This window comes from Amycolatopsis lexingtonensis, from assembly GCF_014873755.1.
Lineage (GTDB): Bacteria > Actinomycetota > Actinomycetes > Mycobacteriales > Pseudonocardiaceae > Amycolatopsis > Amycolatopsis lexingtonensis.
Map to the genome: position 1 here is coordinate 3,890,437 of NZ_JADBEG010000001.1, position 14,222 is coordinate 3,904,658.

Annotated in this window: 15 protein-coding genes; 6 read left to right on the forward strand and 9 right to left on the reverse strand. The window is 71.8% G+C overall.

From position 1 onward, the window contains the following. Positions 1 to 39 precede the first annotated feature (39 nt). A complete protein-coding gene (locus H4696_RS17635) occupies positions 40 to 783 on the forward strand; it encodes an SDR family oxidoreductase (RefSeq protein WP_086855837.1) in 744 nt (247 codons plus the stop codon). 23 nt (positions 784 to 806) lie between these two features. On the opposite strand, the gene H4696_RS17640 is transcribed toward H4696_RS17635, so the two are convergent. Then, on the reverse strand, positions 807 to 1,244 hold the full coding sequence (locus H4696_RS17640) for a DUF6314 family protein (protein ID WP_086855838.1): 438 nt from the start codon (positions 1,242 to 1,244) through the stop codon (positions 807 to 809). 68 nt (positions 1,245 to 1,312) lie between these two features. Here H4696_RS17640 and recQ point away from each other — a divergent pair, with 68 nt between their 5' ends. Continuing rightward, positions 1,313 to 3,151 (forward strand): DNA helicase RecQ, encoded by a 1,839-nt coding sequence (recQ, locus tag H4696_RS17645; protein WP_086855839.1) that lies wholly within the window; start codon positions 1,313 to 1,315, stop codon positions 3,149 to 3,151. Position 3,152: 1 nt separating this feature from the next. On the opposite strand, the gene H4696_RS17650 is transcribed toward recQ, so the two are convergent. Further along, the gene (locus H4696_RS17650; protein ID WP_086855840.1) at positions 3,153 to 3,383 is read right to left on the reverse strand and encodes an antitoxin; all 231 of its coding nucleotides are present in this window, start codon (positions 3,381 to 3,383) and stop codon (positions 3,153 to 3,155) included. Positions 3,384 to 3,511: 128 nt separating this feature from the next. On the opposite strand from H4696_RS17650, the gene add reads away from it, so the two are divergent. Next, complete coding sequence (add, locus tag H4696_RS17655) at positions 3,512 to 4,477, forward strand: adenosine deaminase (RefSeq protein ID WP_086855841.1); 966 nt, start codon at positions 3,512 to 3,514, stop codon at positions 4,475 to 4,477. Here add and H4696_RS17660 read toward each other — a convergent pair. Further along, positions 4,455 to 5,819 (reverse strand): VWA domain-containing protein, encoded by a 1,365-nt coding sequence (locus H4696_RS17660; protein WP_192782375.1) that lies wholly within the window; start codon positions 5,817 to 5,819, stop codon positions 4,455 to 4,457. The genes add and H4696_RS17660 overlap by 23 nt on opposite strands. Next, positions 5,816 to 6,697, reverse strand: a complete 882-nt coding sequence (locus tag H4696_RS17665) for an AAA family ATPase (protein ID WP_086863106.1) — start codon at positions 6,695 to 6,697, stop codon at positions 5,816 to 5,818. Before H4696_RS17665 ends, H4696_RS17660 begins: the two co-directional genes overlap by 4 nt. A 63-nt stretch (positions 6,698 to 6,760) precedes the next feature. Here H4696_RS17665 and mgrA point away from each other — a divergent pair, with 63 nt between their 5' ends. Both mgrA and H4696_RS17675 read left to right on the forward strand, forming a co-directional pair. Then, positions 6,761 to 7,789, forward strand: coding sequence for an L-glyceraldehyde 3-phosphate reductase (gene mgrA, locus H4696_RS17670; RefSeq protein WP_086863105.1), 1,029 nt, complete (start codon positions 6,761 to 6,763; stop codon positions 7,787 to 7,789). Positions 7,790 to 7,939: 150 nt separating this feature from the next. Then, on the forward strand, positions 7,940 to 8,113 hold the full coding sequence (locus H4696_RS17675) for a hypothetical protein (protein WP_211299767.1): 174 nt from the start codon (positions 7,940 to 7,942) through the stop codon (positions 8,111 to 8,113). A 6-nt stretch (positions 8,114 to 8,119) separates the two neighbouring features. Here H4696_RS17675 and H4696_RS17680 read toward each other — a convergent pair whose 3' ends face one another. The 4 genes from H4696_RS17680 to sigC all read right to left on the reverse strand — a co-directional run bounded on the left by H4696_RS17680 (position 8,120) and on the right by sigC (position 12,909). Then, positions 8,120 to 9,343 carry a PucR family transcriptional regulator gene (locus tag H4696_RS17680; protein ID WP_086863104.1) on the reverse strand — a complete coding sequence of 408 codons (1,224 nt, stop codon included), beginning with the start codon at positions 9,341 to 9,343 and terminating at the stop codon, positions 8,120 to 8,122. A 136-nt stretch (positions 9,344 to 9,479) separates the two neighbouring features. Beyond that, positions 9,480 to 9,938: a (2Fe-2S)-binding protein gene (locus tag H4696_RS17685; RefSeq protein WP_086863103.1), complete on the reverse strand. Its 459-nt coding sequence runs from the start codon at positions 9,936 to 9,938 to the stop codon at positions 9,480 to 9,482. Between the two features lie 14 nt (positions 9,939 to 9,952). Then, on the reverse strand, positions 9,953 to 12,199 hold the full coding sequence (locus H4696_RS17690; RefSeq protein ID WP_086863102.1) for a xanthine dehydrogenase family protein molybdopterin-binding subunit: 2,247 nt from the start codon (positions 12,197 to 12,199) through the stop codon (positions 9,953 to 9,955). A gap of 164 nt (positions 12,200 to 12,363) precedes the next feature. Then, positions 12,364 to 12,909 (reverse strand): RNA polymerase sigma factor SigC, encoded by a 546-nt coding sequence (gene sigC, locus H4696_RS17695; protein WP_086863101.1) that lies wholly within the window; start codon positions 12,907 to 12,909, stop codon positions 12,364 to 12,366. A gap of 58 nt (positions 12,910 to 12,967) precedes the next feature. On the opposite strand from sigC, the gene H4696_RS17700 reads away from it, so the two are divergent. Next, positions 12,968 to 13,657 carry a hypothetical protein gene (locus H4696_RS17700; protein WP_169735091.1) on the forward strand — a complete coding sequence of 230 codons (690 nt, stop codon included), beginning with the start codon at positions 12,968 to 12,970 and terminating at the stop codon, positions 13,655 to 13,657. Positions 13,658 to 13,675: 18 nt separating this feature from the next. On the opposite strand, the gene H4696_RS17705 is transcribed toward H4696_RS17700, so the two are convergent. Then, entirely contained in the window at positions 13,676 to 14,158 is a 483-nt protein-coding gene (locus tag H4696_RS17705; RefSeq protein ID WP_086863100.1) for a nuclear transport factor 2 family protein, read from the reverse strand. Between the last annotated feature and the right edge of the window lie 64 nt (positions 14,159 to 14,222).

Here is a 14,222-nt window from a genome sequence, read left to right on the forward strand (position 1 = left end):
ACGACGAAATCAGCGTTACCAAGCAGGAGGCAGGCACCGATGAGCACCACCACCGAACCCCGCGTCGCGATCGTCACCGGCGGCTCCCGCGGCATCGGCCGCCAGGTCGCCGAGCGGCTGGCCGCCGACGGCATGGCCGTCGTCGTCAACTACGCCGGCAACGAGAAGGAGGCCACGGCCGCCGTCGACGCCATCACCGAACGCGGTGGGCGGGCCATCGCCGTCCGGGCCGACGTCGCCGCCCCGGCCGCGGTCGCGGAGCTGTTCGACACCGCGGAACGCACCTTCGGCGGCGTGGACGTCGTCGCGCACCTGGCCGGGGTGATGACCGCGCCGACGCCGATCGCGGACACCGACTTCGAGGTCCTCGACCGGGTGCACCGCACCAACATCCGCGGCACGTTCGCGGTGGCCCAGCAAGCCGCGAAGCGGGTGCGCGACGGCGGCGCCGTGATCACCACCTCGACGTCCGTGCTCGGCCTGAACCTGCCCGGCTACGGCATCTACAACGCGACCAAGGGCGCGGTCGAGGCGATCACCATGATCCTGGCCCGCGAGCTGCGCGGGCGCGACATCACCGTCAACACCGTGGCCCCCGGCCCGACCGCGACCGCGCTGTTCCTCGACGGCAAGGACGAGGAGACGATCACGCGGATGGCCAAGCAGCCGCCGCTCGAGCGGCTCGGCCAGCCCGAGGACATCGCCGAGGTCGTCGCGTTCCTGGCCGGCCCGGCCCGCTGGGTCAACGGCCAGGTGCTGCGCGCCAACGGCGGAATCGTCTGAGGAGGACGGCCACGCCGACCTGCTCAGCCCGGCGCCCGCGTGAACCGGGTGACGATCAGGTGGTCCTTCGCCGGCCCGCGGACCGCCCACTCCTGACGCCAGCGCCGCGCGTCGAGCACCTGGTAGCTCCCGCGGTAGAGGTCGTCGCGGCAGGGGTGGTCGGTGGCCCAGTGCCCGGCGCGCAGGTCGAGCTCGTGGAAGAAGCCGCCGTGGTCGAAGTGGACGTCGGCCCGGCCGGGCGCGGTCGGGCGGTAGTGCAGGGTGCGTGTGACCGGGCCGGTGTAGCTGCCGAGGCGCATCTCGCCGGCTTCGCGGTAGACGAGCTCGCCGTTCTCTTCGGTGAAGCTCGCGGTGCCGGTCACCTCACCCGCCGCCTCGCCGTCGGCGGTGAGGATTTCGCGGTCCAGCCGCCACGCACCGGCGAAATGCGCGACGAGATCGGGAACGGGCCAGTACTCCACCCCGCCAGTCTGCCACCCGGCGGCGGGGCGGCCCGGAACTGTCGGACCCCCGCTCTATAGTCGGCCGGGTGGCAGAGACCGACCTCGCACCCGCGTCCGACGCGCTGGAGACCCTCCGGCGCGTGTTCGGCTACGACAGCTTCCGCGGCGACCAGGCGGCGATCGTCGAGCACGTGATCGCCGGCGGCGACGCGCTCGTGCTGATGCCCACCGGCGGCGGGAAATCCTTGTGCTACCAGATTCCCGCGCTCGTGCGCCCGGGCGTCGGCGTGGTGATCTCCCCGCTGATCGCGCTGATGCAGGACCAGGTCGACGCGCTGCGCAACGCCGGCGTCCGCGCCGGGTTCCTCAACTCCACCCAGGACTACGCGGCCCGCCAGGAGGTCGAGTCGGCGTTCCTGAGCGGCGAGCTCGACCTGCTCTACCTGGCACCGGAACGGCTTTCGGTCGAATCCACCGTGCGGCTGCTCGACCGCGGCAAGATTTCGCTGTTCGCGATCGACGAAGCGCACTGCGTCGCCCAGTGGGGCCACGACTTCCGGCCCGACTACCTCCAGCTCTCCGCGCTGCACGAGCGCTGGCCGGACGTACCGCGGATCGCGTTGACGGCGACCGCGACCGAGGCCACGCACCGGGAGATCTCCTCGCGGCTGGGGCTCGACGAAGCCCGGCACTTCGTCGCGAGCTTCGACCGGCCGAACATCCAGTACCGGATCGTCGGGAAGAACTCGCCGCAGCGGCAGCTGCTCGAACTGCTGCGCACCGAACACCAGGGCGACGCCGGGATCGTCTACTGCCTGTCCCGGAACTCGGTCGAGAAGACCGCGGAATTCCTGGTGCAGAACGGGATCCCGGCGGTCCCGTACCACGCGGGCCTCGACGCGCGCACGAGGGCGAAGCACCAGTCGCGGTTCCTGCGCGAGGACGGGCTGATCGTGGTCGCCACGATCGCGTTCGGCATGGGCATCGACAAACCGGACGTCCGGTTCGTCGCGCACCTCGACCTGCCGAAGTCGGTCGAGGGCTACTACCAGGAAACCGGCCGCGCGGGCCGGGACGGCCTGCCTTCGACCGCCTGGCTCGCATACGGGCTGCAGGACGTCGTGCAGCAGCGCAAGATGATCGACACGTCCGAGGGCGACGACGCGCACCGCCGGCGGCTCGGCGCGCACCTGAACGCGATGCTCGCGCTGTGCGAGACGGTGGAATGCCGCCGGGTGCAGGTGCTCAACTACTTCGGGCAGCAGGCCGAGCCGTGCGGCAACTGCGACACGTGCCTGAACCCGCCGGAGAAGTGGGACGGGACGATCGCGGCGCAGAAGCTGCTCTCGACGGTGGTGCGGCTGCGCAACGAGCGGCGGCAGAAGTTCGGCGCCGGGCAGATCATCGACATCCTGCTCGGCAAGTCCACGCCGAAGGTCACGCAGTTCCAGCACGACACGCTCAAGACGTTCGGCATCGGCACCGACCTGCGCGAACAGGACTGGCGGGCGGTCGTGCGCCAGCTGCTCGCCCAGGGCCTGCTCGCGGTCGAAGGCGACTACGGCTCCCTCGTGCTCACCGAGGCCAGCGCCGAAGTCCTGGGCGGTGACCGCCAGGTGATGCTGCGCCGCGAGCCCGAGCGCGCGGCGGCCGCGAAGGTCCGCGGCACGCGGAAAGCCGCCGCCGCGGCGGTGGACATGCCCGCGGAAGCGGCGCCGCTGTTCGAACGCCTGCGTGCCTGGCGGGCGAGCGTCGCGAAGGAGCAGGGCGTACCCGCGTACGTCATCTTCCACGACGCCACCCTGCGCCAGATCGCCACGCGAAAGCCGTCTTCGCTGGCGGATCTGGGCACGGTCAGCGGGGTCGGCGAGAACAAGCTCGCCAAGTACGGCGAAGGGGTCCTCGAAGTCCTGACCGCCGAGTGACCTAGCGGGCGGCCGGCCCCGGCTGCCCGGGCTGTCCCGGTTCGCCGGTCACGGAGTTGACCTTGCGGACCGCGCCGGCGATCTGCTCGTGGTACTTGCCCTTGGTCTTGTCGTCGACGAACTTGGCCGCCTTGCCGACGGCGCCGTTCACCTTTTCGGGGTTTTTCTTGGCGTACGCGCGGGCGGCGCCGGCCGCGCCGGCCAGCACGGTGAGCTTGCGCAGGAAAGCCATCGTCGTCTCCCTCGTCGGTGTGCGGTCATCCTGACAACGCGGACGAACCACCCGGAGGTTCCCCGTGTGACGATGGCCAAACAAAATTGCCGCGCGAGCGGCGCCTGTCGGCCTCTAGGGTCGGGCTCATGCGCGACCTGGCGGCCCTGCCGAAAGCCCACCTGCACGTCCACCTCGAGAGCACGATCCGGCCGGGCACGCTGCGCGAACTCGGCGAGGCGAACGGCGTCGCCGTCCCGGCCGAACCGCCGGAGTTCGACGGCTTTCGCGCGTTCGCCGACTACAACGCGCTCATCCGAGCCTGCCTCCAGCAGCCCGGGGACTTCGAGCGCATCGCACGCGAGTACTGCGAAGACGAGCTCGCCCAAGGCACGCGCTACGCCGAAGTCACGTTCACCGCGGCCTCGCACGGGGAACGACTGGGCGACCTCGAAATGCCGCTGGCGTCCGTCCTCAACGGACTGTCCGGGCTCGAAACCCGGCTCGTGCTCGACCACTCCCGGCGGCGCTCGGTCGAACGCGCCGAGCGCACCCTCGACCTCGCCCTGAAGTACGACGAAGTCTTCGCGATCGGCATGGCGGGCGAGGAAAACCACTCGCTGAGGCCGTTCGCGACGCTCTTCGAAAAGGCCCAGGCGGCCGGGATCCGCCTGCTGCACCACACCGGCGAGGACGCCGGGCCGGACAGCATCCGCGAAGCACTCGAAGTGGGCCGGACCGAACGGCTCGGGCACGGCATCCGCGTCCTCGACGACCCGGCGCTCGTCGCCGAGGTCCGCGAACGGGGCCTGGCGCTGGAAGTCTGCCCGTCGTCGAACGTGACGCTGGGGCTGGTGCCCTCGCTGCCCGAGCACCCGCTCCCCCGCCTTCGCGAGGCCGGGCTGACGGTCACGATCAACACCGACGTTCCTTCGGTGACCGGCGCGCAACTCGCCGAGGAGTACGCCCGCGTCCGCGACGCCTTCGGCTACGACGACGCCACGATGGCGGACTTCGCACGCGCGAGCGTCAAAGCGTCCTTCGCCCCCGAAGCGACGAAGCGGAAGCTCCTGGCGGACATCGACGCGTGGCTCACACCGGCAGCAGGCGGGTGACCAGCGCGGACAGCTGCTGCACCGTGCGGCACTCGTGCATCTCGACGACGTCGGCGTACTCCAGCGCCGCCGAGTCGCCGGTCGACCAGAGCGAGCGCCGTTCCGGGTTCAGCCAGTAGACGTGGCGGGCGCGCGACTTGATCGCGCGGACCGCGTCGAGGTTGGGGTCGCCGCCGTTGGTGCGGGCGTCGCCGAGGATCAGCACCGACGTGCGGGGGCCGACGGCGTCCAGCCAGTTGTCGGTGAACTGGCGCAGGGAGCCGCCGTAGTCGCTGTGGCCGTCCCAGCGCACCAACGCCGCTTCGGACAGCATGCGCGCGCCGAGGTGCTCGGGGTCGGCCGTGCCGGTGGTGACCAGGTGGGTGACCTCGTCGGCGCTGTCCACGAAGGCGAACACGCGGATCTTGCTGAACTGGTCGCGCAGCGCCTGCACCAGCAGCATGGTGAAGTTCGCGAACCCGGCCACCGACCCGGAAAGATCGCACAGCAGCACGATTTCCGGCCGGCCGGGCCGCCGGTGGCGGTAGGCCGGGCGCAGCGGGACACCGCCGGTCGACAGCGAACGCCGCAACGTGCGGCGCAGGTCGATCTGCCCGCGCGTGGTGCGCTTGCGCCGGGCGGCCAGGCGCGTCGCCAGCTTGCGGGACAGCGGCTGGATCGTGCGGCGCAGCTCGGCGAGCTGGTTGCGGCTGGCGATGAGGAAGTCGACGCGGTCGGGCGCGGGCGCGATGGCGTGCTTGGCGACGCGTTCGCGGCCGCGGACCTCGGCCGCGCGGCGGCGTGCTTCGGTGCGGACCCGCCCGCGGAAGCCCTCGACGCGGCGGCGGATCTCGTCGCGGTCGAGCCGGTCGGTGAACTCGCCGCGCGCGCCCCCGCCGCGGACCGCGGCGAGCACCCGGGCGATCAGCGTCTGCGGCTGGAGCCGCTCCAGGGTCTGGTGCGCCGAGAACCCGCCACCGGGACCGGACGCCGAGCCGTATTGGCCGAGCATGTCGACGGCCAGCCCGGCGAGCTGGGCGAGCGCCTGCTCGTCCCCGTCGGCCAGCGCGGCGGCCAGCTCTTCCCGCAGCTCTTCCAGCGTCGACGGCTCTTCGCGGGCGCGTTCGGGCGCGCCGATCCCGGCCGGGAAGTACAGGTCGAAGGCGGCGTCGAAGACCGCGCGCTGCCCACCGCGGCGGACCAGGGCGGCGGCCAGGCCTTCGCGGACGAGCGCGCGGTCGTCCATGCCGAGGACTTCCAGCGCGGCCGCGGCGTCGACCGTCTCGGCGGGGCCGGCCGGGATGCCCTGGGCCCGGAGTGCCTTGACGAACGACGCGAGCCGCTCCGGCACGCCGCCGGTCACGACGCGTCCAGGACCTGTTCGAGCTGCAGCCCGGCGCCGGCCTTGGCGATGTCGTCCTGGTGCTTGAGCACGACGCCGAGGCTCTCCCGCACGACCCGCTCGTCCAGCGTCGACGCGCCGAGCGCGAGCAGCGTGCGCGCCCAGTCGATGGTCTCCGCGACCGACGGCAGCTTCCGCAGGTCCATCGCCCGCAGCGCGGCGATCACCCGGACGACGGAATCCGCGAGCGCGGCGTCGATGCCCGGGACCTTGAGCCGGACGATTTCGCGTTCGAGCTCTTCTTCGGGGAAGTCGATGTGGAGGAACAGGCACCGGCGGCGCAGCGCTTCGGACAGCTCGCGCGTGGCGTTGGAGGTCAGCACGGCGAACGGCGCGCGGGTCGCGGTGATCGTGCCGAACTCGGGGACGGTGACCTGGAAGTCGCCGAGCACCTCCAGCAGCAGGCCCTCGACCTCCATGTCGGCCTTGTCGGTCTCGTCGATGAGCAGCACGGTCGGCTCGTCGGAGGAGATCGCGGTGAGCAGCGGGCGGCGGAGCAGGAACTCCTCGCCGAAGATGTCGGTGCGGGCCTGCTCCCAGGTCTCGTCGCGGCCGGCGGTGATCCGCAGCAGCTGCTTCGCGTGGTTCCACTCGTAGAGCGCGCGGGCCTCGTCGATGCCCTCGTAGCACTGCAGGCGCACCAGCCGCGAGCCGCTGACCTGGGCGACGGCCTTGGCGAGCTCGGTCTTGCCGACACCGGCCGGGCCTTCGACCAGCAGCGGCTTGCCGAGGCGGTCGGCGAGAAACACCGTGGTCGCCACGGCCGTCGACGCCAGGTAACCGGCTTCGGCCAGCTTGGCCGACACGTCGTCGACGGAGGTGAAGAATCCGGTGCCCACCACGTGCCTCCTAAGCGGTCGCTCACCAGGAGCGTACCCGACAAGCGGGTTAGGCTCGGCCGCGTGACCTACCTTGCGGCATCCGGCCGATACGACTCGATCCCCTACCGGCGCTGCGGGCGTTCCGGGCTGAAGCTGCCGGCGATCTCGCTCGGGCTGTGGCACAACTTCGGCCACGACCGGCCGCTGCAGACCCAGCGCGACATCACCCGCCGCGCCTTCGACCTCGGCATCACCCACTTCGACCTGGCGAACAACTACGGCCCGCCCTACGGCTCGGCGGAGGAGAACTTCGGGCGGCTGCTGGCCACCGATTTCAAGCCCTACCGCGACGAGCTGGTGATCTCCACCAAGGCGGGCTACGACATGTGGCCCGGCCCGTACGGCGAGTGGGGCTCCCGCAAGTACCTGCTGTCCTCCCTGGACCAGTCGCTCGGCCGGCTGGGCCTGGACTACGTCGACATCTTCTACTCCCACCGCTTCGACCCCGAGACGCCGCTGGAGGAGACCGTCGGGGCGCTCGACCGCGCGGTCCGCGCCGGGAAAGCGCTTTACGTCGGGATCTCGTCGTACAGCTCGGAGCGGACCGCCGAAGCGGCGCGGATGCTGCGCGAGCTCGGCACGCCGCTGCTGATCCACCAGCCGTCGTACTCGATGCTCAACCGCTGGATCGAGGAGGACGGCCTGCTGGACACCCTGGACGAGGCGGGCGCGGGCTGCATCGCGTTCTCGCCGCTGGCCCAGGGCCTGCTGACCGACAAGTACCTCCAGGGCGTCCCGGCAGATTCGCGGGCCGCGCAGGGCAAGTCCCTCGACCCGGGCACCCTGGACGAGAACCGCCTGAACCGCGTCCGCGCGCTCAACGACATCGCGGGACGGCGCGGCCAGTCGCTGGCCCAGCTGGCGCTGGCGTGGGCCCTGCGCGACCACCGGGTGACGTCGGTGCTCATCGGCGCGAGCAGCGTCGCGCAGCTCGAGGACAACGTCGGCGCGCTCGGCAACCTCGACTTCTCGTCGGAGGAGCTGACCGAGATCGACGGCCACGCGACCGACGCGGACATCAACCTCTGGAAGCGGTCCTCGGACGCCTGATTCGTCCGGGGCAGTGGGGCGCTGTCCGCGCCCGACCGCCCCGGATCAGCGGGCGCCCTGCGCCCGCTGATCCGGTGGTGCGGTGGATGTGCGAGCACGAACGCCAGCCGCCCGAAGTGCGGGTCCACACGGCGAACCCTGTCGGCCGGGGTGGCCTCCACAGCGTCGAGCGAACCACCCACCGAAGAGCGGTTGCGCGAGTCGCAGCGGCTGCTCGGCGACGTCGAGCGGGACCTGAAGGCCGCCGCGCTGGGGTGGGCCGGCCGGGTCACCGCATCCGTCCACGCGCCGATCGAGGTGCGCGCGCTCGCCTGGTTCGCCTGAGCCGGCTTAGCGCGGCGCCGGCAGGTGAGCCGTCTCCGGGAACAGGTTCAGCGCCCGCAACGCCGCGCCCAGCTCCGCGATGTCCGCCGGGTTCGTCAGCGACCGGCCCAGTTCCTCCGTGATCCGCTTCAGGCGGTGCCGGATCGTGTTGGGGTGGCAGAACATCCGCTCCGACGTCAGCTTCGTCGAGCCCTGGCAATCGAACCACGCGCGCAGCGTCAGCAGCAGCACGTTCCGGTCGTCGCCCGGGAGGTCCAGCACCGGCTGGAGGACGTGGTGGGCCAGCTGCACCGACGCCTCCGGGGCGCTGGCCACCAGCCCGGCCAGCGGCGACTCGGTGAACTGGACCAGGCCGGGCGTGCCCGGCGTCATGCTGGACAGCGCGACCCGGGCCAGGTGCAGCGCGCGGGCGGTGTTGCCGAGGCCGGTGAACACCGGGCTGATGCCCACCCGGCCCACCGGGTGCTCGCGCACCAGCTCCACGACAGCCTTCGACGCGGCCGGGTCGCGCAGGGACACCACGCCCACCTGCAGGTCCGGCGTCAGCCGCCAGGCCGACGCGTGGTGCAGGCCGCGCAGCCGGGCCTCGATCTGGGGCAGCGGTTCTTGGCCGAGGCGCGGGGTTTCCGCCGCGACGACGACGAACGTGCCGTCCAGCGACAGCTCGAGCACGCGGGCGATGTCCCACAACGTGCCCTCGGTCGCAGTGCCGCCCGCGAACAGCGCCTCGACCAATGCCGAGCGCCGGTTCTGGTGCGCCACCGTGACTTCCGCCGTCGTGTCGCGGTAGGACGTCGTGAGCGCTTCGGCGAGGTCGTCGATGAGCGCCCAGATCGCCGTGGTCGCCGCGACCAGGCCGGCCAGGTCCTGCTCGCGGGCGGTCAGCTCGACGAACCGGTGCCACACCTCGGTCAGCCCGATCCGGTACGCCCGCAGCAGCTCCGGCAGCGGCGCGCCCTGCAGTGCCCGGGCCCGGGCGGTCGCGTGGGCCTGCGCCAGGTCCGGCTCGTCCGAGCCCCGCAGCGTGCGCATCACGTGCTCGAGGTTGGCGCGCACCGACGCGCGCAGCTCGGCGTGCGTGACGAACCGGGCGTCGGCGTAGACCGGCATCTCGGCGCGGATCTGCCGCACGGTGCTCTCGATCAGCTCGGGTAGCTTCCGCTCGACGTCCGCGGCGAGGACGGCGACCCGCGGGGCGAGCCCGTCGGACAGCAGCGCCTGGTAGTGCATGGGTGCCCTCCGGTCCCCGACCTCCTCGTCGAGGTCTGAGACCCGCATCTAACCCGAAAGCACCAGCCACGACCGGGTGAACTTGCTACAGGTACCGCGAATGCGGAGGTTCTTCTGTAGAACCTCCGCATCCGCGTCAGGCCATCTTGGCGGCCGCGCTCTTGATCGCCTCCCGGATCCGGAAGTAGGTGCCGCACCGGCACACGTTCTGGATGGCGTCGATGTCCGCGTCCGTCGGGTTCTTCGTCTTCTTCAGCAGCGCCACGGCCGCCATGATCTGTCCCGGCTGGCAGTACCCGCACTGGGCGACGTCCTGCTCGAGCCAGGCCTCCTGGACCGGGTGCAGCTCGTCGCCGTCGGCCAGCCCCTCGATCGTGGTGACCTCCTTGCCCGCGCAGTCGGAAACCGGCGTGACGCAGGGGTTGAACGCCTCGCCGTCGAGGTGGCTGGTGCAGGCCTTGCAGACGTTGATGCCGCAGCCGTACTTCGGCCCGCGGACCTTGAGCTTGTCGCGCAGCGCCCACAGCATCGGCAGGTCGGCGGGCGCGTCGACGGTGACGGTCTTCCCGTTCACCACGAAGGTGTAGTTCGGCATGGCAGGGGCACTCCTCAGCGCGGGAACGGGTCGAAGTCGACCGGGAAGGTGATCGGGAAGCTGCGGGGCTTGATCCCGGTCGCCCGGGCGTAGGCGTTGGCGATCGCGCCGACCGGAGCGGGCAGGCCGAGCTCGCCCGCGCCGCCGATGTCGTCGCCGGTCGCCGGCATGACGTGCACGGTGACGTCCTTCGGCGAGTTCTTCTGCCGCGCGTAGTGGAACTGCGAGTAGCTGCCCTCCAGCGGCAGGCCCTTGTCGATGTGCAGGCCGGCGGTGAGCGTCGTCGAAATCGCGTCGGTCAGGCCGCCGAGCATCTGCGCCTGGATCCCGCGCGGGTTCACCGGCTTGCCGACGTCGACCGCGATGGTCGCCTTGGTGACGCGCGGGTGCTTCGGGTCGCGCGCGTCCAGTTCGACCAGGCAGGCGGTGTAGGACTTGTACTCGCCGTGCACCGCGATGCCCTGCGCGAACCCGGCGGGCATCGCCTTGCCCCACTCGCCGAGCTCCGCGACCTTGTCCAGCACCGCGCGCTGCCGCTCTTCCTTGATGAACTCGCGGCGGAAGGCCACCGGGTCCTTGCCGAGCTTCTTCGCGATCTCGTCGACCATGATCTCTTCGGCGCCACGGGTGTTCGCCGAGTAGACCGACCGCCACGCGGAGGTGTGGAACTTCAGCGGGACCTCGTTGAGCAGCTGCGTGGTGACGCCGAAGTTGTACGGCGACTTGATGGTCAGCAGGAACACCGTCTGCGCGAAGCTCAGGTTCCCGCCGACGGGAAGCTTCGCCGCGAACGCGGTGAGGATCTCGCCGAGGCCGTGGCTCCAGTCGGTTTCGACGCTGGCGACGCGGTGCTCGAACGTCAGCACCTGCCCGAGCGCGAAAGTGGCGCGGATCCGGTGGAAGCTGGCCGCGCGCGCCCGGCCGTGGCGCATGTCGTCGATCCGGCTCCACATCAGCCGGACGGGCTTCTTCATCGCCTTCGAGATGTGCGCGGCTTCGAGGGCGGCGTCGAAGAACAGCCGCCGCCCGAACGAGCCGCCGCCCTGCTGGACGTGCACGGTGACCTTGTTCTCCGGCAGCCCCAGCTCCTGGGCGATGGTCTGCTTGGCCACGATCGGCGACTTCAGCCCGGCCCAGATGGTCGCGCTGTCCTCCCGGACGTCGGCGACCGCGGAGTTCGACTCCATCGGCGCGTGGCTGGCGAAGGCGAAGTCGAACTCGCCGTCGACGTACTGCGTCAGCAGCGGCGGCACCACGAACGGCAGCGCGGCCCCGCGCAGCTTCTTCTTGATGCTCTCGTTGTCTTCACCGTCCACTGTGCCCGGACCCCAGGTGACGTCGAGGGCGTTCTTGCCGTCGAGGGCCTGGCCGAACGTCTCGGCCATCACCGCGACGCCGGTGGGCACGACGGCGATGTCGATGATCCCCGGCATCGCGCGGACGGCGGCCTCGTTGTTGACCTTCTCGACGGTGCCGTTGATCGACGGCGGCCGCCGCACCATCACCGGGTTCGCGCCGGGGATGTCGAGGTCGAGCGTGTAGACCTGCTTGCCGGTGACCATCGCGCGGGCGTCCTTGCGCGAGGTCGGCGTCCCGACGAGCGTGTGCGCCGACTCGGCCTTCGGCACGATGGCCCCGGTGGTCAGGTCCGTGCGCGAAGCCGGCCCGGCGAGGACGCCGTAACCCGCGCTGCGGCCGTCGGGTGCCCACACCGCACCGTCGCGTGTGGACAGCCGCGTCGCGTCGGTCCCCCACTGCGCCGCGGCCGCGGCGACCATCCGGGCGCGCGCGGTCGCCGCGGTGGCGCGGACCGGGTCGTAGAGCGAGCGCATCGTGTTGGAACCGCCGGTCAGCTGGTTGAACAGCAGCTCGGTGCGGGCATCCGACAGCACGACGTCGACGCGGTCGAGCGGCAGGTCCAGCTCTTCGGCGACGAGCATCGCGGTCGCCGTCGTGATGCCCTGCCCGACTTCGGCGCGGGGCAGCTGCAGCCGTGCCCGCCCGTCGGACGTCATTTCGAGCACGAGCATCCCGGCGGTCGGGGCGCACGACAACGTCAGCACGTCGCCGAGGTCGAGGATCTCCGCGGGCTGCGGCAGGGTCGGGACGACGGCATCGGCGGTCGCCGGGGCCACCGCGTCGGCGGTGAGCTTGGTGGCGACGGTGAGCGTGGGCGCGGCGACGAGGTAGGTCAGGAACCGGCGGCGGCCGACTTTTCCGGCTTCGGCGGGCTCGGCGGGTTCGGTGGTGGGACTGGCCATCGGGAATCCCTTGCAGCGTGGTGGCGGGGTGCGCGCCACGCTAAGCAGGCGTTGTCAGGCCGTCAACGCGGCGTAGTCGAGTTCGCCCATTCCTGTGACGAGATGACAGCCGAAGCCGCCGAATGTGTGCGCCGCCACAGTGCCGGACGGCCTAACGGACTGGTTCAGCCGGCGTCCGAGCCGCGTTCGCGCCGGGCTTCGAGCAGGTCGTCGCGGGCCCGCGCGACCCGCGAGCGGACGGTGCCGACCGGCACGCCGCAGACGTCGGCGGCCTCGGCGTAGGACAACCCGAGCACCTGCGTCAGCACGAGCACCTCGCGCCGGTCCGGGTCCAGGCCGTCGAGCAGCACGCCGAGCTCGACGAGGTCCTCGAACCCGGCGGCGGCGCGCCCCTGGTCGACCGGGGCGTCCCAGTCGATCTTCGGCCGGGCGGCGGCGGCCCGGATCTGGTCGACGACCACCCGGCGCGCGATGGCCAGCAGCCACGTGCGCGACGACGAGCGGCCGGCGAAGCGGCGAAGGCTGCCGAAGGCGCGGAGGTAGGTCTCCTGCGTCAGGTCGTCGGCGGCGGCCGGGTCGGTGAGGTGCGCGAGGAAGCGCCAGACGTCGGCCTGGGTCGCGCGGACCCACTCTTCGAGGGCGCGCCGGTCACCCCGGCCGGCGGCCAGCGCGAGAGCCGTGACGCGTTCGTCGTCCTCACCGCGGGTCATGATCCGGAACGTAGCAGTAACCGGGAACTTTGTGACCCCGCCTTCCGACTGGTGGACCATGAGGTGCGAGGACTGCCGCGAAGCGCTGTCGGCCCGGCTGGACGGCGAGAGCGAACCGGTTTCCCCCGACGAGCACCTGGCGTCCTGCGCGGCCTGCCAGGAGTGGTTCGCCGGCGCGGAACGGCTGCGGCGCGCGATGCTGCTGCGCCCCGCGCCCCCGGTCCCGGACCTCACCGCGGCAATTCTCGAGCGCACCCCGGCGCCGTCCGGCGAAGGCTGGGGTACGCGGATCGCGCTGGCCGTGGTCGCGATCGCCCAGCTCGGCCTGGCGTTCGCCCAGCTGCTCGGCACCGCGGGCGGGCACGCCGGCCTCCACTTCGACCACGAAAGCGGCGCGTGGAACCTGGCGGTGGGCATCGGCCTGCTGGCCGCGGTCCTCCGCCCGAAGACCGCGGCCGGCCAGCTGCCGCTGCTGACCGGGTTCGTCGGGGTGCTGCTGGTGCTGTCGGCGGGCGACCTGGCGGCCGGTCAGGTGACGCTGGCCCGGCTGGCAACGCACCTGCTGGTGGTCCTGGGTTTGGCGCTGCTGTACGCGGTCCACCGCGGCCACCGCGGCCGCGGCACCCCGCTCCCGGCGGCGACCGGCGAGGACCAGGCGACGTCCGGGTCCACAGTGGACGCACCGGCCCCGGAACGCCCGCGTCCCCGCGGTTTCCGGCGCCAGGCCCACGGCCGGCACGCGGCTTGAGCCACGCGGTATAGGGCGTTATACGAGCTTGGGCACCAAGCGGTCCGCCGTACGGAAGACGAAGGCGAGCGGCCGGGCGAAGACCGCCACGAGCAGGCCGACCAGCGGGCCGCGACGGCGGGCCGCCACGCGGGGCGGCAGCGCCGAAAACAGCGTCGCGAGGCCCGGGAGCGGCCGGGCGAACACCTTGCACTCGGCGATCTGCCCGTGCTCGTCGACGCGCACCACGTTCATGGCTTCGAACTCCGCCCCGCGGACGCGAGCCCGGAAGGAGAACGACGCCGTGTCGCCGCGCACGAGCGGCTCGGTGGTTTCGACGTCCTCCAGCACGGCGAAGATGTCGCGGTGCAGGGCCGCCACCTGCTCGCGGCCTTCGAAGCGCACTCGCGCGGTGAGCGGGGAATGGAAGACGACGCCGGGGGCCAGCAGGCCGGCGACCGCATCGGCGTCACCGCTTTCCCCGGCCGCGCGCAGGGCGGTGATCGCCGGCGGGACGGTCATGACAGACTCCTCAAGCTCGTCGGGTGACTTGATATAGTCAGGCGCGCTTGAGATTGTCAAGTGA